Raw genomic sequence first — 20,092 nt, forward strand, 5'->3', positions numbered from 1 at the left:
GCTCCTAATGGCTGGAATAGCAGGTGGTGTGGGCGGCGCGGAAGCGGCAGTGCTCACGCATGCGGCAGATAGTGCAGGTGGGGCGGCTCTGGGCGTCGTGGACCTCGCCGTCAAACAGACCGATCACCGCGGTCACGCTCTTGGTGGGCATGAGCAGGCTGGTAGGTGTGACGGTAAGCCCGATGAGCCGTGTGGCGTTGAGCACATTTACGATCGAGCGCTGTGCCGTAAGCGGGCAGTCGCCGTAGCCGGGACTGAAGCGCCAGTTACCGGCGAGTCCGTGTGCGGCCGCCGCGGTCTTGACTTGCTGGTCCATCTGCTCGACGGCGGCTTCCACATAGGCAGAGCACGCGGCGTCGAGCACTGCCCCCTCCAGGGGTTGCTGGGCTCCCGTGGTGCGCAGACGACGCTCGGCGTCCATGCCGAGGGTGCATGCCATGAGCGCGGCAAAGCGGGCGTCTTTGAGATGTCGATAGATATCGCGACCCCGCAGCTCAACGTTCGTGCCAACCAAGCGGATGCAGGGCTCACCCTGCTCGTCGACGCCCGTGGCATCGACGGCAAACACGCATCGCACGCCACGGGGCTCAATGTCCAGTTCTAGGCGCTCGACCACAAGCTCAATTCGTCGTGACAGTTCAGGCTCAATCTGCTGACCGCCGTAGCCCAGATAGCGCAGCATCTCGGCACGGTCGACTCGGGGATGATGGGCAGTGTCGATACGGTAAAGCGCCGGCGACGCAAGGTCAGCCGGCACTTCGACAGTGGTTGTATCGATGTGCGGTTTTTCCATTACCCTAGGCGCTCCATAATGGTCGCGGCGATCGCAGGACGATTCATAGTGTACAGGTGCAGACCGTCGGCACCGTGCTCTTTGAGGTCGCAAAGCTGGCGGGTGGCATACTCTACACCGGCTGCCCGCAGGCTCTCGGGGTCGTTCTCGTACTTGGCGAGAATCTTGATGACGGGGGAGGGCAGCGACGCTCCGCACATAAAGACCATGCGGCTGATCTGGGACTTGCTCATAAACGGCATGATGCCCGCGGTGATGGGCACCGTGATGCCCGCTTTATCGGCAAGCTCGCGGAAGCGGTAGAAGCACTCATTATCAAAGAAAAGTTGCGTCACAAAGAAGCTTGCGCCGGAGTCCTGCTTTTGCTTGAGGTATTCGACCGAGAGGCTGAGGTCCTCGCAGGCAATGTGGCCCTCGGGGTAGGCCGCGGCGCCCACGCAAAAGCCGGCGTCGACGAGCTCGGGGATGAGGTCGCGGGCGTAGGCGTATTCGGAGGCGGGCTTGTCGTCCTCGGTCGCGCCGGCAGGGAGATCGCCACGCAGTGCCAGGATGTTATTCACGCCGGCGGTGCGGTACTCATCGATCTTGGCGGCGATATCGGCATGCGTGCGGCCGATGCAGGTGAGGTGTGCCACCGAGGGCGTATCGAATTCGCTCGTAATCATATGCGCGATGGGGGCGGTGGTGGCGCCGTTGCCCGAGCCGCCGGCAGAGCAGGTGACCGAGACAAAGCTCGGCGAAAGCTTGCACAGACTGCCTGCCACCTTGCGAGCCGTATCGAGGGTGAGCTCGCCCTTGGGCGGGAACATCTCAAACGAAACGGGCACGGTGCCCAGGGATGCCGCCTGCTTAAAAACCTCGTCGACGCGCATATCGTGCTCCTTTAGATACTTTAGTGCGATGTGTTGTAAGGATTCTACAGCACCGCTGCGCCACGCTGGAGTTTTACTTGCCATTTGGGAATACCAATCGAAGATGCTTCGCTATCGTCATTCCCTATAACAACGTAGCTCATTTGGGACGTGCCTCTATGCCCATCAACCAGCTGCCCAGGGTAGTCTTTTTGGGACGGGGCATTTTTAGCTACCCTATGTCAAATATTGCCTTGAGCTTCGAAGATACCGGATGGGTAGCTAAAAAAGCCCCGTCCCAAAAAGACTACCCTTAAACCATGCGGGGAGGTCTGCAATTTATGCAGTTCGTTGGCTGTTGAGGGTGGTAATAATCCTGTGTTGCTGTAACCTCATTGATTGGTTTCGTGACAGCAACATAACGGTAATGTCGCGGAAACACGGCGAGTCTAAGCTAAGGCTCGTTCGTTAGTAATCAACACCGCTTCTCACGCGGTGCCGATACGAAGGGAGTTCCGTATGGCCGAACTTACTGACCGCTTCGGGACCATGGTGTTCTCTGAGGAAGTCATGAAGGACTGCCTCCCCAAGGACATTTGGAAGCGCCTTGCTGCAACCCTCGAGGGCGGTGAGCCGCTCGACCTGGATGTGGCCAACGCCGTTGCCCATGCCATGAAGGTCTGGGCCATCTCCAAGGGTGCTACGCACTACGCGCACTGGTTCCAGCCGCTTTCGGGCATCACTTCCGAGAAGCACGACAGCTTCCTCGAGCCTAACCACGACGGCACCGCCATTACCAAGTTTACGGGCAAGAACCTCATCCAGGGCGAGCCCGATGCCTCCAGCTTCCCCAACGGCGGCCTGCGCGCCACCTTCGAGGCCCGTGGCTACACCGCTTGGGATCCCACCAGCCCCGCCTTTATCAAGGACGATGTCCTGTGCATCCCCACGGCTTTCTGCTCCTACACGGGCGAGGCCCTGGACAAGAAGACCCCGCTGCTGCGCTCCATGACCGCGCTCTCGCGTGAGTCCAAGCGCGTTTTGGCGCTGTTCGGCAAGACGCCAAAGAAAGTCGTTCCTTCCGTGGGTGACGAGCAAGAGTACTTCCTGATCAAGAAGGACGCCTACCGCAAGCGCAAGGACCTGGTCATCACCGGCCGCACCCTCTTTGGTGCTGCCCCCTGCAAGGGCCAGGAACTCGAGGAGCACTATTTTGGCGCTATCCGCCCCACCGTCTCGGCCTATATGAAGGATCTGGACGACGAGCTGTGGGCGCTCGGCATTCCCGCCAAGACCAAGCACAACGAGGTCGCTCCCTGCCAGCATGAGCTCGCCCCCGTCTACGGTGAGGTCAACGAGGCCATCGACCAGAACTTGGTCATGATGGAGAAGATGAAGCTCATCGCCTCCCGCCACGACCTGGTCTGCCTGCTGCACGAGAAGCCGTTCGAGGGCATCAACGGTTCGGGCAAGCACAACAACTGGTCGCTCGGCACCGAGTCCGAGAATCTGCTCGATCCGGGTGACACCCCGCTCGACAACCTGCAGTTCATCGTCTTCCTCACCGCGGTGATCGAGGCCGTCGATAACTATCAGGAGCTCCTGCGTGCCTCTGTTGCCTCGGCCGGCAATGACCATCGTCTGGGCGCCAACGAGGCTCCTCCGGCGATTATGTCCATCTTCCTGGGTGACCAGCTTACCGAGGTTGTCGAGAAGATCATCGATGGCAAGGCTTCCGTCCATGCCACGCGCGGCGTGCTCGACCTGGGCGCCGATACCCTGCCCAAGCTGATGCAGGACAACACCGATCGCAACCGCACCTCCCCGTTTGCCTTCACCGGCAACAAGTTCGAGTTCCGTGCCTGCGGCTCCGAGCAGAACGTCTCCGACTCCAACCTGGTGCTCGATGCCGCCGTGGCCAAGTCGCTCAAGTCCTTCGCCGACGCGCTTGAGGGCACGCCCGAGGATAAGTTCCAGGACGCCGCGCTCGAGTACTGCAAGAAGGTCCTGACCGATCACCAGCGCATCCTGTTCTCTGGCGACGGCTACTCCGATGAGTGGCCCGTTGAGGCCGAGAAGCGCGGCCTTGCCAACAACAAGACCACGGCCGATGCCCTGCCCGCCTTTGTTTCCGATAAGGCCATTGCGCTCTTTGAGGAGACGGGTGTCCTGACCAAGGCCGAGGCTCAGTGCCGCTACGACTGCAAGCTCGAGAAGTACAACAAGCTCATGAACATCGAGGCCACCACGATGGTTCGCGAGGCACGCCGTACCTATCGCCCGGTCATTACCGCCTATGCCACCAAGGTCGCTAAGGGCCTTGAGGCTATCCGTGCCGCCGGCGCCGAGGCCGCCATGCAGTGTGAGCAGAACACGCTCAACAAGCTCTGCAACGGCATCACTACCATCAACGACTCCATCAAGGCGCTCGACGCCGTGCATCAGAAGGCCGAGGCCCTCGATGGCCAGGAGCAGGCCAACGTGTACGCTCACGAGGTTGTTCCCGCTATGGATACGCTGCGTGCCGCCGTGGACGCCATGGAAGAGATCGTGGCTGCCGACTACTGGCCGGTTCCGACCTACGATGACATTCTGTTCTACGTGTAACAGACACGTTTGATTTTGCGCGCGAAGGGGGTCTCGCCTGTGCGAGGCCCCTTTTTTGCTGCTCAGATCTATTATGGACGTGCTGCCGGGCAAGCGTTTCGTGTGAGGCATCTCAAAAGATGTAACCTGTTTTGGCGCACATTTGGCGCACATGTGCCGAAACGAAAACAGGCCAAGATGAAAAACGAACCCGCACGACTTAACATCGCGCGGGTTCGAACAAAATGCAAATGGTGCCCCCAGCGGGATTCGAACCCGCGATATCCACCTTGAAAGGGTGGCGTCCTTGGCCGCTAGACGATGGGGACAGCGGGAAAGAGTATAGCAGACTTTTTTGCCGGCGCGTATATCGTTGGCAAACTGGAAAACCACCACATAGGAGCTGGCTCTCTATCCCGATTTTCAAACATCTCAATCTGTAACATCTGGGCTGATAAATCGGCTCTATGTGTTACAGATCGAGACAAAAGGCAGGCGTCGGGACGAACATCTCATTCTGTAACAGTAAGACGACTTTTAACGGTCTAGATGTTACAGATTGAGACAAACCGCTGGGACGGGTCAAAACCACCACAAAGGTGCCTGTCCCCTTTGTGGTGGTGGGGTGCTAGGGGAGGAGCTTCATCGCGGCGTCGTGGGCGGCGTGCTCGTAGGTGTCGTCGAGGGGTTTGAGCGGCAGCAGGGCGGCGGCCTGTGCGTCGCCACGGCGCTCGAGGGCGTGGGCGATGAGCCAGTCGGCGAGCTCGGGGTTCTTGGGCAGTGCCGGTCCGTGTAGGTACGTGCCGATGACACCCTTGTAGATGAGACCCTCAAAGCCATCGTCGCCGTTGTTGCCGGTGCCCGTGACGACGGACGTTCCAAGCGGCGTGGCATCGGCGTCCAAAAGCGTGCGGCCGCCGTGGTTCTCGAAGCCAACAAAGGGCTCGGGCGCCAGGTCGGTCTTGACGGCGACGTTGCCGATCAGGCGGTCGGAGCCACGCACAGTCTCGGCGGCAATGACGCCCAGGCCCTCGATGCGATTTTCGCCCATATAGTACGAACGGCCGAGCAGCTGATAGCTGCCGCAGATGGCGAGCAGCGAACCGCCGTCCTCAACATAGGCTGCGACCTTGTCTTTTTGGGCGAGCAGCTCGTGTGCCACGGCTAGCTGGTCGCGATCGGATCCGCCGCCCATCATGACGATATCGGCATGATGCAGATCGAGCACCTCGCCCATGCGGACCTCATCCACGCGGACGGGGATGCCGCGCCAGGCGCAGCGGCGCTCGAGGGCGATGACGTTGCCGCCGTCGCCATAGAGGTTGAGGGCATCGGGATACAGGTAGACGATGCGCAGCGGGCGCGAGAGCTCGACTGGCGCGACGCCAACGGGGACGGCACTGCCATTGGTGCACTTTGCAGCGTGGGCGGCAACCGTAGCCGCATCGGTGTCTTTAAGTCCGTCGAGCTCCTTGACCAGCGGTGGAAAGGCCGTGTAGTTGGCGACGGCGTAGAAGGTGTCATCGGCGGCCTCGTCTGCCACGGCGCCAATTGCCTGCGCGACGTCCGAGATAATCGCGGCATCGATGCCGGCGTACTTGAGGCGCACCTGCATGTCGTGCGCGCGTGTGCCTCCGGCAAAGGCGACAAGCCCCGTTGTGTCGGCGATGCGCTCAAAGTCGACGTCGTAGATCCACGATACATCGTGGCCGTCGGCATCGTTGTCGTTGAGGAAGAAAGCGCAGAGTCTGCCGCCGGCCGTCTTGATGGACTGGATCTGGCGATCGAAGCCTACGGGATTCTTAGCCAGGTTGGCCTCGACGGTGCGGCCGGCGATATCCCAGCGCCCCATACGACCACCGGCGGGCACATAGGCATCGAGCGTAGGCTGCAGAAGCGCCGCGTCCACGCCCAATTCGTGCGCGGTAAAGAAGGCGGCGGCAACGTTATAGACCATGTACAGGCCGTTGTAGCGCGTGGCGATGTGTACGGCAGCAGCGTCGGGCGCAGATCCAAAGACCAGGTCAAAGCCGTAGCCGTCGCAGCCGAGCTCCACGCCCGTCACGCGACGGACAAGCCCAGGGCGGGCCCAGCCGCACGAGGGGCAATGATAGGCGCCAAGTTGCCCGTACTGCACATAGTCGTACTCCAACGGTGCGTTGCACTGTGAGCAAAAACGTGAGTCGCTAATGCGGTCGGACTCGGTGTTGGTGGCGCCGTCGATGCCAAAGGCGATGCTTGCATTGGGAACGCGCGCGGCAATCGCGGCACACAGCGGGTCGTCGGCGTTGTAGATGAGCGTTGTTGCCGGAGAGAGCTCCAACGCATGGGCGATGACGTCTTGGGTATGGTCGATCTCGCCGTAGCGGTCTAGCTGGTCGCGGAACAGGTTGAGCAGCACAAAGTACGTCGGCTTGAGCTTGGGCAGAACGCGTACGGTGTAAAGCTCATCGCACTCAAAAACGCCCACGCGCTTGCCGCTGGCAGTGTGCTTAAGGTCGCCGCGGGCCTCGAGCAGCGCGCCCACCACGCCCGGCTCCATGTTGTTGCCGGCGCGGTTGCATACCACGGTAGCACCGCTGGCAGCAACGACGTCGGCGATGAGGTTGGAGGTGGTGGTCTTGCCGTTGGTGCCGGTGATCACTACGCTGCGGTCGACAAGGCCCGCGAGGTCGCTCAGCAACTCGGGGTCGATCTTCATGGCGATGCGGCCGGGGAGTACGCCGCCCTGGCGCTTAAGGACGGAGCGCAGTCCCCAGCGAGCGATATCGCTCGAGGTGCAGGCAAGAGATGAGCGGAGGTTCATGAAACCGTTCCTAACGTAAACGACATGGTCGGGTCGAGTGCGTCACTAAAATCCGTAGCGGCGCGCAAATTCCTGGGCAAGCTGCGACACGTCTTCGCAGGCATTGGCCCAGGGGGCAAAGTCGGGGGTGTCCGAGATAATGCCGTCCGCTTCCCAAACGGCCTGGTGCGAAAGATCCCAGGGATCGCGTGGCTCGGGTCGGCAGGGAAGGTACGGTGTCTGGTACATGGGATTCAGCAAGAAGAACGCGCCGCCCTCGCAGCGGTTAGCGAACTCACGCAGCGCACGCGCCGCCGGACGCATCTTGTTCGTTTTGAACAAGAGGATCGTGCGGGCGAGCAGGTACCAGGGGGAGTTCTCGAGTGCATCGGCCCCCACCTGTTCCTCGAGCTGGTGAGCCAGGGCAAAAAAGCCGTCCTGGTCTTCCAGGCGAGCGAGGGCGAGCAACACGGTGCCGGCAGCTCGGGTGGGATAGCCTTCTGCCTTAAGGACGCGGCGGGCGTAGTTGGCGGCAGCACGGTAGCGAGCGCTCGCCATGCACAGCTGCGAGATGGCCTCGAGCGTGTGGAGCCACCCGATAAGCGCCGGCTCGCTCACGGTGAGCTCTGTCGCCGTCACACCGTCCGTCAAAACTTTGTTGGCCCAGTAGTGCGGGGCCTCCATGTCGAACCCGGGCACGCTTTGCTGCAAGTAATCGGCCGTGGTCGCTTCGAGCTTCAGCAGGTCGCCCAGACAGGCGTCGACGGGCGTGTCCGCCAAAATGATGGCGAGCAGCTGGGCATCGAAGACATACGCATCGATACGGACGATCTTGAGCAGCTCATCGCGCATATCGTCGAACAGGCGGTTGCGCGTCTGCTCAAACTCCTCGTCGCTGCCCATGTCCTCGATGCGATGGAGCTCGTCGAGCAGGTGGCAGTGAACACCGGCATAGGACAGCAGTGCCTGGGCATGCTCGGACTGCGCATACTTTTGGGGATTCGCGCTAATGTCGTTATGGACAAGCTCGCGTGCTGCATCGGTGAGCTCGGGGTGCGACGCCAGATAGGTGCGCTCCAAGTAGGCGGGGATGTAGACGCTTGGATCCATTAGAGGTCCCCTCCCTTAAATGGAAGCCCCTGCTCGGCTGCGCGCAGGATGCGCTCGTCGATCTGGGAACGCACGATGTCGCTGGTGGCGACCCAGGCGGCAAAGCTGGCGTTGTCGGGAGCGCCCAGGCCCTCCTGCAGCACCGGCGTCGCCTCGGACAGTGCAAGGACGAGCTCATCGGTGGAGCCCACGCCCACGTTGACGCGGGCATAGACGCCATCGGGAAACTCGGTTTGGAAGTAGAGCGCCTCGGCGGCGTGGGGGCACGAGCGTGCAAGAATGCGCAGGTAGTGCTCGGCACCCTCGTAGTCCAGCTCGCGCCAGGCCGCGCTCATCAGCGCGATGAGCGTCCACGGGTCTAAGTCGCGCTCCGCGTCCTTGGGACGACGGCGCAGCGGCGTGTTGGCGAGATAGGGGACGGAGTGGGCGGAGCGAAAGCGCTTGAGCTCCTCGACGGGGTATTCGAGCTTTGCCATGGCGAGCATCGCGGTGTGGCGGACACCTGCGGGGTCGTTGGGCGCAAAGTCCAAGCTGCGATTCGCTGCCTCCAGTGACATGCGGTAACGGCCGCTAATGAGCGCGCGCGATGCTAAGGCGGCAAGCCAGCGCAGGTAGGGACGGCGGGTCAGGTCGCCTGCAGCCTCACGCTCGTAGGGGTCTTGCGCCGAGGCGATCTTGAGTGCCAGATCGTGCTCCACCTCGTCGCACTTGGACACCAGATACTGCACGTAGTCCTCGTTGGAGTCGGCGGTGAGTGCCGTCAGCATGCGCTGGGCATCCCAGTTGGCCGGATCGAGTGCGGCCGCCTCGCGAAGCATGTTCTCGGCAGCTGCCTCTTCCTGCTCTGCCTGGGCATCGTCAGGGATAAAGGGAATGCGGTAGTCGACGGCCTCGACCACCTTGGCAATCAGATGCCCGGCGCGGTCGCGGTCGTGCACGATGAGCGGCGCGGGGTTGCGGGTGAATTGCTCCATCAGACGCTCGACGGCGGGGCCGTCGGTGAGCGGGATATTGTCGCGGCGCAAGGCCTCAAGAACGAGGCGATGGCAATCCTCTTGAATGGGATCGAATGCCATGGGGCCTCCTTTGCTGCGGTTAGGGTTCAAATATCTCTATATAAGGTTCTAGTTTACCCGCATGTGGCACACCGGGGGTGCCGCACTTGGGCTTGCACCTTTGCACCACGAAGACGGATGTCACACAAATGTCGGCACCTTGGACGACCGAGTGGTATCACGGTGCCGCAAACGGTCGATTTTTGGCGGCGAACGGTGCATATTTTGGAGGGGCACAGTCCTGCCCGGGATATGTAGTCAACCTTGATAAAACGTTTGCCCAGCTTGGGAGTATGGATGCCGCACAAGGGTCTTCAGGGATAGAAAAAACGTCTCATCATTGGCGGCTTTAGGTGAATAACTGACCAACCAGAACGGTAAAATAGTGTTTGTCTGAGCGTTGAGACGTTTAGACATTGCGCATTGTCATCGCCGGCAACGCGCAAAATGGTCCTAACGGAGCCAATCGGGTGCTCCGTTATATACGCAAGTCTAAGAGGGGCTTGTTTAGGAGGCACAGTATGGGACGTTTTACCAATCCTCGCGATCTGTACTTTGGTGAGGGCGCTCGTCACGAGGTCAAGAACCTCAAGGGCAGCAAGGCCATCATCGTGAGCGGCGGCGGCTCCATGCGTCGCGGCGGTTTTCTGCAGGACGTCGAGGCCGACCTTAAGGAGGCCGGTTTCGAGGTCAAGCTGTTCGAGGGCGTCGAGTCCGACCCGTCCGTCGAGACGGTCATGAAGGGCGCCGAGGCCATGCGCGAGTTCGAGCCCGACTGGATTGTCGCCATTGGCGGCGGCTCGCCCATCGATGCCGCTAAGGCTATGTGGCTGTTCTACGAGTATCCCGAGGAGACCTTCGAGGAGGCCGTCGTCCCGTTCTCCTTCCCCGAGCTCCGTCAGAAGGCTCACTTCTGCGCCATCTCCTCTACCTCCGGTACCGCTACCGAGGTCACCGCGTTCTCCGTCATCACTGACTACGCCAAGGGCATCAAGTACCCGCTGGCCGACTTCAACATCACCCCTGATGTCGCCATCGTCGACCCCGAGCTCACCTACACCATGCCTGCCAAGCTGTGCGCTCACACCGGTATGGACGCTTTGACCCATGCCATCGAGGCCTATGTCTCCACTGCCGGCTCCATGTACACCGACGCCAACGCCCTGCACGCCATCCGCGAAATCGTCGAGTGGCTGCCCAAGTCCTATGCTGGCGATCATGAGGCTCGTCAGCACATGCATGACGCTCAGTGCATCGCCGGCATCGCCTTCTCCTCGGGTCTGCTGGGCATCGTCCACTCCATGGCTCACAAGACCGGTGCCGCCTTCTCCGGCGATCATATCATCCACGGTTGCGCCAACGCCATGTACCTGGGCAAGGTTATCCAGTTCAACGCCAAGGATGCTCGCGCCAAGAGCCGCTACGCTTTCATCGCCAAGGAGATCCTGCATCTCGCCGGCGAGACCGAGGACGAGCTGGTCGAGGCTCTGGTTCAGGAGATCCGCGACCTCAACGACAAGCTCGATATCCCGCAGGGCATCAAGAACTACGGTGCCAAGGGCGTGAAGGCCGACGAGTCCATCATCGATTACGATGAGTTCGAGGCCAAGAAGCACGACGTTGCCGCTAACGCCATCCTCGACGCCTGCACGGGCTCCAACCCGCGCCAGCCGTCCCAGGAGGAGATGGAGCAGCTGCTCGAGTGCGTCTACACCGACACCCCGGTTACGTTCTAATCAGTTCGCCTTGTTCTGATGAGGGGCTCCGCACACAGCTGTGCGGAGCCCTTTTTCTTTAGAGATTGGGATTAACATGGCTGCAATTTTCAATAGCCCCAGCAAGTATATCCAGGGTCCCGATGAGCTTGCAAAGCTCGGCTCCTACGTTGAGCCGCTCGGCGGCAAGGCCCTCGTCATCGTGACGCCTTCGGGCAAGAAACGTGTCGGCGCCAAGATTGAGGGCGGTTTTGCCGAGGCTAAGGCCGAGCTGCTGTTTGAGGACTTTAACGGCGAGTGCTCCAAGGGCGAGGTCGATCGCCTGGTTGCGCTCGCTCGCGACAACGGTTGTGACATCATCGTCGGCGTCGGTGGCGGCAAGATCCTCGACACCGCGAAGGCCGTCGCCTATTACCTGGAGTCCCCGGTTATCATTTGCCCCACCATCGCCTCGACCGATGCACCGTGCTCGGCACTTTCGGTGCTCTACACCGACGACGGCCAGTTCGATAAATATCTCTTCCTTAAGGCAAACCCCAACATTGTCCTTATGGATACGACGGTTATCGCGGCGAGCCCGGTGCGCCTGACGGTTTCCGGTATGGGCGATGCGCTCGCAACCTATTTCGAGGCCCAGGCAACGCACGATGCCGACGGCGGCACCTGCGCCGGCGGCAAGGGCGGAATGGCCGGCCTGGCGCTCGCCAAGCTCTGCTACGAGACGCTTATGGCCGATGGCGTCAAGGCCAAGGTTGCGCTGGAGAAGGGTGCGCTCACGCCTGCCGTCGAGCACATCATCGAGGCAAACACGCTGCTTTCGGGCATTGGCTTTGAGAGCTCGGGCCTTGCTGCTGCCCATGCCATCCACAATGGTCTGACGATGCTGCCCGAGTGCCACGGCATGTATCACGGCGAGAAGGTCGCCTTCGGCACCATCGTTCAGCTGGTACTCGAGGATGCCCCGACCGAGAAGCTCGAGGAAGTCTTGGGCTTCTGCATTGAGCTGGGCCTGCCGGTCACGATGAAGGAACTTGGCGTTGCCGAGCTTACGCGCGAGCAGGCCATGATTGTTGCCGAGGCCGCCTGCGCGCCCGATGACACCATGTGCAACATGCCGTTTGAGGTGACGCCCGAGATGGTCGCAAACGCCATCCTGGGTGCCGACGCGCTGGGCCACTACTACCTTATGGATGAGTAAATCAAGCTAAGGAAGGGGCAAAGCCAGCAGATGGCTTTGCCCCTTTTTGCTATGGTGCAAAGGGGGCAGGTTACTTTGCACCAATCGTTGTTTGATGAAGGGCGGATTCTCGTATGGCGCTTCCCATGGTTTATGGCGGTCCCGGCCGGTATGTTCAAGGGCCGGGCGAACTTTCGCGTCAGGGCAGGTATTTGTCATGGTTGGGTTGTGCTGCCTATGTCTTGTTTGACCAGGGCACCGAGGATCGGCTGTGCAGGCAGATTGTCGATGGATTTCTGGACGACGATCTGAGTGAGCCGTTCTTTAAGATTTATGACGGTCCGTGTACGGAAGAGGCCGTTGTAAAAATGGCTAAGGAAGCCCAGGCTGAGTATTGCGACATGGTGGTGGGTATTGGCGGCGGCAAGATGCTCGATATCGCCAAGGCAGTAGCGTTTTATGCCGAGCTGCCGTTGTGCGTATGCCCCACGGCGGCCTCGATGGATGGTCCGTGCAGCGCGATTTCGGTGCTGTATCACGAGGATGGGTCGTTCGACCGTTACCTGATGCTCGAGAAGAATCCAGACCTGGTCGTGGTCGATACCAACGTGGTCGCAGCGGCCCCACTGCGCATGACGGTTGCTGGTATGGGCGATGCGCTGGCAACGTACTTCGAAGCGCGTTCGTGCGCCGCGGCGCACGGCGCCAACGAGCACGGTGGCGCGCCGGGGCACTTGGCCCTGGTCGCGGCACGTACCTGCTACGACACGCTCATGGAGTGCGGTGTCGCTGCCAAGCGCGATCTCAAAAAGGGCCGTACATCGCCGGCGGTTGAGCGTCTGATCGAGTGCAATATTCTGCTCTCGGGCGTCGGTTTTGAGAGCGGTGGCTTGGCGTTGGCGCATGCCATCTCCAACGGTCTGACGATCCTGCCCGAGTGCAAGGCCATGCATGGCGAAGCCGTGGCATTTGGCCTGGTGGTGCAGCTGCGCCTGGAGCGTGCGCCCGAGCTTGATCAGGTGCTCGAGTTTTGCCAGCGCGTCGGTCTGCCGACGACGCTCGAGGAGCTGGGTCTTGGCGAGATTTCCGATGCCGATCTGCAAAGTGTTGCAAATGCGGTCTTTAGAAACGAGCGCAACATGGCCAACGAGCAGGCCAAGGTGACCAAACAAAAGCTCGTGCAGCTCATGCGCGAGGCATAGTTTGGCGCTTGATTGACCTTGTGCAATCGAGGCGGCGATAGGCTATGGGCTATTTGCCGCAAAGATGCGCCGCGTGAAATTTGCCCGAGGCGTGGACCGATAGCGTATTATTATCTCTTGCTTGTTTGCACTGCTCAGGGAGGGGCCGCGCATGGCGCAGGAACACGATCTGTTTGATGACATTATCGAGATCAGCAAGGGTTTCGACTTTCTTAAAAACCCGCTTGGCGGTGTGACCGATGCACTCGATCCGTCGGCGCCGCAGTGGAATCCTGCCGACTACAAGGAACGTCCGCGCGGCAACACCATTCCGTGCTTGACCTGCAAAAACGAAAAGAGCGGCTGCACCGCGTGCATGGATGTGTGCCCGGTGGACGCCATCGAGGTCGAGGAAGACGCCATCGAGATTCTCGACTCCTGCCGCAAGTGCGGCCTGTGCGCCGCCGCCTGCCCGACCGAGGCGATTATCTCGCCGCGCCTGGCGCCCAAAAACCTGTATGACGACATTGTCTCGGCGGCCACGAGCCACGAGACCGCCTACGTTACCTGCACGCGTGCCCTTAAGCGCATGCCGCGCGAGAACGAGGTCGTCGTAGCCTGCGTGGGCGATATTACGGCCGAGACCTGGTTCTCGGTACTGGCCGACTATCCCAACGTGAGTGTGTATCTGCCGCTGGGCGTGTGCGATAAATGCCGCAACACCGGTGGCGAGGACATGCTGGGCGAGGCGATTGCGAAGGCCGAGGAATGGGCTGGTACGGGTATGGGCCTGGAGGTCGACCCCAAGAGCCTCAAATGCCATAAGCGCCGCGAGTACGAGCGCAGGGAATACATGGAAAAGATCGCCCGTACCACGGGCCTGACCGTGACCAAACTCAATCCGGCGACGGCGGCACTGGCTTCGGTGACGCAGAAGCTCAAAGCCCATCGCCATCAGATCACCCAGCTGGAGCGCACGCTCAACACTATGTGCGGTACCACGACGACCAAGCGTCGCCGTTCGCTCACGCATGGGCGCCAACTGGTGCTCTCGACGTTGCAAAACCACCCTGAGCTTGCCCAGAACATGCAGGTGAGCACGCCTGAATGCGATTTTGACAAGTGCACGTCGTGCAGCGAGTGCGTCAACGTGTGCCCTACGTTTGCCTGTGACCTGGTAGGAAGCGGTCGCTTTGCACTGGAGTCCACGTATTGTTTGGGCTGCGGCGCCTGTGTCAAGGTTTGTCCCGAACATGCGCTCAAGCTGGTCGAGCACGATGCGTCCAACTTGGTTGTCGTCGACCCTGAAGCCGAGGAAAAGGCCGCTCAGAAGGCCAAGGCCCACGAGGAGGCCGAGAAGGTCAAGGCCGAGGCAAAGGCCAAGCTCGATAAGATGCTCGATCAGGTGGAAAAGCTCGCAGACTAGTCAGCGACCCCTATCTCTGCTTCATTTGCGCCGCCGTGGCGTCCGGGTTCGCCTGGATGCTGCGGCGGCGCTATACTTATGCAGTTTGAAGTACCTGTATCAAAAGGAGCTGTCGTGTCCCTTTCCATCGGTATCGTGGGCCTGCCCAACGTGGGCAAGTCGACGCTGTTCACCGCGCTTACCAAAAAGACCGGACTTGCCGCCAACTACCCGTTTGCCACGATCGACCCCAACGTGGGTATCGTCGATGTGCCCGATAGCCGCCTGCAAAAGCTCGCCGACATTGTCAACCCGGGTCGCATTGTGCCGGCTACGGTCGAGTTCGTCGACATCGCAGGTCTGGTGAAGGGCGCTAACGAGGGCGAGGGTCTGGGCAACCAGTTCTTGGCAAACATCCGCGAGACCGACGCCATCTGCGAGGTCGTGCGCTACTTTAAGGACCCCAACGTCATGCGTGAGGTGGGCCGCACCGGCGAGTTCGTCGATCCCGCCGGCGATGCCGACACCATCATGACCGAGCTCATCCTGGCCGACATGGGCACGCTCGAGAAGCAGTTGCCCAAGCTCGAGAAGGAGGCCAAGCGCGACAAGGAGCTCATGCCCAAGTTTGAGGTCGCCAAGCGCCTGCTCGCCTGGCTCAACGAGGGCAAGCGCGCCGCATCCATGGAGATGACCGACGAGGAGCGCGCCGCTGCCAAGGGCCTGTTCCTGCTCACCATGAAGCCCATCCTGTATGTGGCCAACGTGGACGAGGATATGCTCAACGACGACCTGGCGCCCATCGATGGTGTCAAGCCACTGCCCATCTGCGCCAAGATCGAGGCTGAGCTTTCCGAGCTCGATCCCGAGGATGCTGCCGACTACCTGGAGAGCTTGGGCCTGGAGCAGCCCGGTCTGGACGTGCTCGCGCAGGCCGCCTACAAGCTGCTTGGCCTGCAGTCGTTCTTTACGGCTGGCGAGATGGAGGTCAAGGCTTGGACGGTGCGTCAGGGCGCGACCGCTCCGCAGGCTGCCGGTGTCATCCATACCGACTTTGAGCGCGGCTTTATTAAGGCCGAGGTCATTGGCTATGACGACTACATCGAGCTTGGCGGCGAGCAGGGCGCCAAGGCTGCCGGCAAGCTGCGTATTGAGGGCAAGGACTATGTCATGGCCGATGGCGACGTCGTGCACTTCCGCTTTAACGTGTAAGGACGACGCATATGTTTAAGTATGGCAAAAAAGCTGGCTACATGGGTATTGCTCTGCTCGTACTTGCGGTGATTCCGCTGGTGGTCGCAGCGTGTGTTATCCCCAACATTGGTCCCGAGGTGGCAACGAAGTTTAACGCAGCCGGCGAGGTGACGCGCTGGGGCAAGAGCTACGAGTTGCTGGCACTGCCGGTGCTCAACCTACTGCTGAGCGTGGCGACGTACTTTACGGCAGGACGCCAGGCTAAAAACAACGATGACTCCGCCGCCATGGCGCGCATCGTGTGCGAGCGCTACCTGCGAAACGGTTGCATCACGGGTGTGTTCCTCAACGTGATCAACGTTTACTTTATGTACTCGGCGATTACCGGAACAGGCTTTGGCTTTGGTTTCTAGCTTGTCCTTTTAGGCAACGAGCCTGCACGCATATTCAATGGCTGCTGCGAGGCCGCCGCTCGATCGTGGTTTGAAGACCATATCGGCGGCGGCCTCGTTTTCGTATCCGGCGCCGCGCAAGGTTAGGGAGACGGAGGCTTCTAGGAGCAGGGGGAGTCCTTGCGGGGTGGTGGCGATAACGGCGGTCCGGTCGAGCGCGCAGCCGTGCTCTTGGCATAGACGTGCGAGGTCGCCTTGCTTTGGACTGGAAAGCGGTGCCGTGGGGACACGGCTCGTTAGCAGCGCAAGTGCCGTGCGCTCGTCGGGCGTAAGCTGGTCGGCTTCGATAACGACAAGAGCAATCGGTGTATCGTGCCGACGGCAATCTGCACGCTGTACGTAAATCGAAGAACCCGACATAGAAAACTCCTGTGTATTCGGCAAAACGTAAACTATAGTTTACGTTTATGTTCGGCTCCATTTCAAACTCGTCTGCATGGACGAACGTGCTAAACAGATTCTTGGCAGGCGGGTCGAAGAGACGCGCAGGGACCTTGGTATCTCCAAGGTCGATTTTTGTGTGGCAGCAGGAATCAGCCGCCCCTATCTCGACAGAATCGAAGATGGAACGGCAAATTTCACGCTCAAGGTTCTATTTAAGATCGCGCCCGCACTCGGCATGACGGTGTCAGAGCTTCTCGAGGGTATCGAATAGGGGATACCCGTCGACAACTGAATTACGCCATCGGGACGCGGTCGTGGTTGACTTGGCTGTAGAACAGGCGCTGAATCTCGGCGGCATCGCGTGACTGGCCGAGTGCCCACATAGTCTTGGCCACGAGCGTCTCTGTGGTCATGTCATCGCCGCGCAGAATGCCCGGATGGTCGGCGTAAGCACGGCCGACCTCGTAAACACCCAGGTCAAGGCCCTCTTCGGGGACTTGCGTGGTCATAACGACGGTGCGGCCCGAATCGACCCAGCGGAAAATTGCCTCTTGGAACGACTCGCCGGACTCGCCGAACTCGGGGATGCCGCCAATGCCAAAGGTCTCCAGAATCACGGCGTCGTAGCTATCGGCCAGAGCGTCCAGAACGCCAGGGTTCACGCCGGGCGTGAGCTTGAGCACAAATACGCGTGGGTCGATGTGGTCGTAGAAGCGCACCGGGTTTTCGCCTTGATGCGTGCCGTGAAGCCCGTTGCGCACGATACGGTCGTTGCGGATATAGGCGATGGGCGGATAGTTGACGCTAATGAACGCGTTAAAGCTCATGGTGCGCTGCTTACGGGCGCGTGTGCCGGCAATGGCGACGCCGCCAAACACGATCGAGACGTCATGCGAATGCTCGTCGAGCGCATAGAGCAGGCTCTGGTACAGATTCAGCTTGGCATCGGTAAAGGGATTGCCCATGGGCTTTTGCGAGCCGGTGAGCACGATGGGCTTAGGGCTGTCCTGGATCAAGTAGGAGAGCGCCGCGGCCGTGTAGCTCATAGTGTCGGTGCCGTGCAGAATCACGAAACCGTCGTGGTCGGCATAACCCTCGACGATGACGTCGCGGATGCGCATCCAGTCGCTGGGGCGCATGTTGGTGCTGTCGATGTTCATGGGCTGCACGACATCGAGCTCGCAAAGACCCGAGATCTCGGGAACGCTCTGAGCGAGCTCCTCACCGGTCAGGGCGGGGGAGAGGCCGTTGCCGTCCTCGGTCGATGCGATGGTGCCGCCCGTGGCGATGAGAAGGATGCGCTTCATGCTGGTATTCCTATCGTATTTGCCGCCGCAGAGGCGGAGTCGTTCGGCAGTATTGTGGCACAGGGCGTCCAATGTTCAAACGTATTACATCATCTGTAACGTTTGGCAACACTTCAATTGCCGTCAAATAGGGGCCCAGGTCGTGCGTTTGCCGTGCGCTGATGGCTGCGAGGGACGAGAAACCCCATATAACGTGTACACTATGAAAGTTATTTCGTTTATTCGCGCGGGCGGGCATCGGCTCCCCGCCAACAAGAGGGGGAAACCATGGATCAAAAAGCTTCCGCAAAGGTCCTCGTACTCGACTTTGGTGCGCAGTACGGTCAGCTCATTGCCCGTCGCGTCCGCGACCTCAACGTGTATTCCGAGATTGTCCCCTGCGACATCTCGGCCGACGAGATCCGCGAGATGAACGCCTCTGCGCTCATCCTTTCCGGCGGCCCGGCTTCTGTGTATGCCGAGGACGCTCCGTCCATCGATCCTGCCATCTTTGACCTGGGCCTTCCCGTCCTGGGCTTTTGCTACGGCCATCAGATCACGGCCGTGACGCTCGGCGGCAAGGTCGGTCACTCCGAGGTGGGCGAGTACGGCCGCGCTACCATTACGCGCACGGCTGGCGCCAAGCTCTTTAACTCCACGCCCATGGAGCAGACCGTGTGGATGAGCCACCGCGACGCCGTTTCCGAGGTGCCCGAAGGCTTTACCGTCACCGCCAGCACCGACGTGTGCCCGGTTGCCGCCATGGAGTGCGTTGAGCGCAAGATCTTCACTACGCAGTTCCACCCCGAGGTCAAGCATTCCGAGTACGGTCAGCAGCTGCTGAGCAACTTCCTGTTTGAGATCTGCGGCCTGGAGCCCAACTGGAGCATGGACAACCTGGTCGAGACCATGACGGCCGAGTTCCGCGAGAAGGTCGGCGACGACCGCGTGATTCTGGCCCTGTCCGGTGGCGTCGACTCCTCCGTCGTGGCTGCGCTGGGCGCCCGCGCCGTGGGCAAGCAGATGACCTGCGTGTTCATCAACCACGGCCTGCTGCGCAAGGGCGAGCCCGAGCAGGTGGAGGAGGTCTTCACCAAGCAGTTCGACGTCGACTTTATTCACGTCCACGCCGAGGACCGCTATGCCGAACTTCTGGCCGGTGTGACCGAGCCCGAGGAGAAGCGCCGTATCATCGGCACGCAGTTCTGGAAAGAGTTCTTCGCTGTGGCCCAGCAGCTCGAGTGCGATGGCAAGCCGGTCAAGTACCTGGCTCAGGGCACCATCTACCCCGACATCATCGAGTCCGGCGCTCGTAAGACGGGCGGCAAGACGGCCACCATCAAGAGCCATCACAACCTGATCCCGTTCCCCGAGGGCGTGCACTTCGACCTTATCGAGCCGCTCGACCACTTCTTTAAGGACGAGGTCCGCGCACTTGGTCTGGCGCTGGGCCTGCCGGGTCATATCGTGTTCCGCCAGCCTTTCCCGGGCCCGGGTCTGGCCATCCGCATCATCGGTGCGGTCGACAAGGAGAAGCTCGAGATTCTCAAGAATGCCGACGCCATCGTGCGCGAGGAGCTCGATGCTTACAGCCAGCGTCTGTTTGAGCAGACCGGCGAGCGCAACTCCGAGCACAGCTGCTGGCAGTATTTCGCGGTCCTGCCCGACATTAAGTCCGTCGGCGTTATGGGCGACGAGCGCACCTATCAGCGCCCGATTATCCTGCGCGCCGTCGAGTCTAGCGACGCCATGACCGCCGACTGGGCCAAGCTGCCCTACGACGTCCTGGCCCGCATCTCCGGCCGCATCGTGGCCGAGGTTCCCGGCGCCAACCGCGTGTGCTACGACATCACGTCCAAGCCGCCCGCGACCATCGAGTGGGAGTAAGGCCATAGTGGTTTACAGGTTATGAAAAACAGCCTCTGACCTGCGGTTTTACTTATTTCTAGCTGGTTGAACAATCGGCCCGTGACAAAGATTTGAACATTTTACAAGCTTCAAATCGGCATCACGGGCCTTTTTCATGACTTCACGGAGTTTCAAAAATCTGCTTTGACCTGCGGTTTTGCGTTTACTCAACTAAGGTGCAAGCCACCCGCAACTACTCACCACGAATAG

At 60.6% G+C, this 20,092-nt stretch carries 16 protein-coding genes and 1 tRNA gene; 9 read left to right on the forward strand and 8 right to left on the reverse strand.

Going from position 1 to position 20,092, the window contains the following annotated elements; translation table 11 throughout:
• Positions 1-4 precede the first annotated feature (4 nt).
• Both DW029_RS07150 and DW029_RS07155 read right to left on the reverse strand, forming a co-directional pair.
• Positions 5-793, reverse strand: a complete 789-nt coding sequence (locus DW029_RS07150) for a vitamin B12 dependent-methionine synthase activation domain-containing protein (protein WP_118345639.1) — start codon at positions 791-793, stop codon at positions 5-7.
• Positions 793-1,665, reverse strand: a complete 873-nt coding sequence (locus tag DW029_RS07155) for a methylenetetrahydrofolate reductase (protein ID WP_118345640.1) — start codon at positions 1,663-1,665, stop codon at positions 793-795. Before DW029_RS07155 ends, DW029_RS07150 begins: the two co-directional genes overlap by 1 nt.
• A 498-nt stretch (positions 1,666-2,163) precedes the next feature.
• On the opposite strand from DW029_RS07155, the gene DW029_RS07160 reads away from it, so the two are divergent.
• Positions 2,164-4,251 carry a glutamine synthetase III gene (locus DW029_RS07160; protein ID WP_117734633.1) on the forward strand — a complete coding sequence of 696 codons (2,088 nt, stop codon included), beginning with the start codon at positions 2,164-2,166 and terminating at the stop codon, positions 4,249-4,251.
• A 231-nt stretch (positions 4,252-4,482) separates the two neighbouring features.
• On the opposite strand, the gene DW029_RS07165 is transcribed toward DW029_RS07160, so the two are convergent.
• The 4 genes from DW029_RS07165 to DW029_RS07185 form a co-directional block, all read right to left on the reverse strand.
• Positions 4,483-4,559 (reverse strand) — tRNA-Glu (locus DW029_RS07165).
• 299 nt (positions 4,560-4,858) lie between these two features.
• Positions 4,859-7,036 (reverse strand): MurT ligase domain-containing protein, encoded by a 2,178-nt coding sequence (locus tag DW029_RS11695; RefSeq protein ID WP_233540118.1) that lies wholly within the window; start codon positions 7,034-7,036, stop codon positions 4,859-4,861.
• Between the two features lie 45 nt (positions 7,037-7,081).
• On the reverse strand, positions 7,082-8,125 hold the full coding sequence (locus tag DW029_RS07180; RefSeq protein ID WP_118345641.1) for a hypothetical protein: 1,044 nt from the start codon (positions 8,123-8,125) through the stop codon (positions 7,082-7,084).
• Positions 8,125-9,201 carry a hypothetical protein gene (locus tag DW029_RS07185; RefSeq protein ID WP_118345642.1) on the reverse strand — a complete coding sequence of 359 codons (1,077 nt, stop codon included), beginning with the start codon at positions 9,199-9,201 and terminating at the stop codon, positions 8,125-8,127. Before DW029_RS07185 ends, DW029_RS07180 begins: the two co-directional genes overlap by 1 nt.
• 500 nt (positions 9,202-9,701) lie before the next feature.
• Between DW029_RS07185 and DW029_RS07190 the strand changes: the two genes are divergently transcribed.
• From DW029_RS07190 to DW029_RS07215, 6 genes are all read left to right on the forward strand, one after another.
• On the forward strand, positions 9,702-10,916 hold the full coding sequence (locus DW029_RS07190; protein WP_117734630.1) for an iron-containing alcohol dehydrogenase: 1,215 nt from the start codon (positions 9,702-9,704) through the stop codon (positions 10,914-10,916).
• Between the two features lie 76 nt (positions 10,917-10,992).
• Complete coding sequence (locus DW029_RS07195; RefSeq protein WP_117734629.1) at positions 10,993-12,093, forward strand: glycerol dehydrogenase; 1,101 nt, start codon at positions 10,993-10,995, stop codon at positions 12,091-12,093.
• A gap of 113 nt (positions 12,094-12,206) precedes the next feature.
• Entirely contained in the window at positions 12,207-13,274 is a 1,068-nt protein-coding gene (locus DW029_RS07200; RefSeq protein WP_118345643.1) for a glycerol dehydrogenase, read from the forward strand.
• 151 nt (positions 13,275-13,425) lie between these two features.
• The gene (locus tag DW029_RS07205) at positions 13,426-14,679 is read left to right on the forward strand and encodes a 4Fe-4S binding protein (protein ID WP_118345644.1); all 1,254 of its coding nucleotides are present in this window, start codon (positions 13,426-13,428) and stop codon (positions 14,677-14,679) included.
• A 114-nt stretch (positions 14,680-14,793) separates the two neighbouring features.
• Positions 14,794-15,870, forward strand: a complete 1,077-nt coding sequence (gene ychF / locus DW029_RS07210; RefSeq protein ID WP_035136922.1) for a redox-regulated ATPase YchF — start codon at positions 14,794-14,796, stop codon at positions 15,868-15,870.
• 11 nt (positions 15,871-15,881) lie between these two features.
• Complete coding sequence (locus tag DW029_RS07215) at positions 15,882-16,265, forward strand: DUF1648 domain-containing protein (protein ID WP_089572786.1); 384 nt, start codon at positions 15,882-15,884, stop codon at positions 16,263-16,265.
• Positions 16,266-16,274: 9 nt separating this feature from the next.
• Here the strand turns inward: DW029_RS07215 and DW029_RS07220 are convergent, their stop codons facing one another.
• Positions 16,275-16,664: a hypothetical protein gene (locus tag DW029_RS07220; protein WP_117794791.1), complete on the reverse strand. Its 390-nt coding sequence runs from the start codon at positions 16,662-16,664 to the stop codon at positions 16,275-16,277.
• 76 nt (positions 16,665-16,740) lie between these two features.
• Here DW029_RS07220 and DW029_RS07225 point away from each other — a divergent pair, with 76 nt between their 5' ends.
• Positions 16,741-16,959, forward strand: a complete 219-nt coding sequence (locus DW029_RS07225) for a helix-turn-helix domain-containing protein (RefSeq protein ID WP_099432713.1) — start codon at positions 16,741-16,743, stop codon at positions 16,957-16,959.
• Positions 16,960-16,981: 22 nt separating this feature from the next.
• Here the strand turns inward: DW029_RS07225 and DW029_RS07230 are convergent, their stop codons facing one another.
• Positions 16,982-17,995 (reverse strand): asparaginase, encoded by a 1,014-nt coding sequence (locus DW029_RS07230; protein ID WP_117839973.1) that lies wholly within the window; start codon positions 17,993-17,995, stop codon positions 16,982-16,984.
• A 267-nt stretch (positions 17,996-18,262) separates the two neighbouring features.
• On the opposite strand from DW029_RS07230, the gene guaA reads away from it, so the two are divergent.
• Positions 18,263-19,861, forward strand: a complete 1,599-nt coding sequence (gene guaA, locus DW029_RS07235) for a glutamine-hydrolyzing GMP synthase (RefSeq protein ID WP_118345645.1) — start codon at positions 18,263-18,265, stop codon at positions 19,859-19,861.
• Positions 19,862-20,092 lie beyond the last annotated feature (231 nt).

The sequence above is a fragment of the Collinsella sp. AF38-3AC genome, assembly GCF_003474365.1.
Lineage (GTDB): Bacteria > Actinomycetota > Coriobacteriia > Coriobacteriales > Coriobacteriaceae > Collinsella.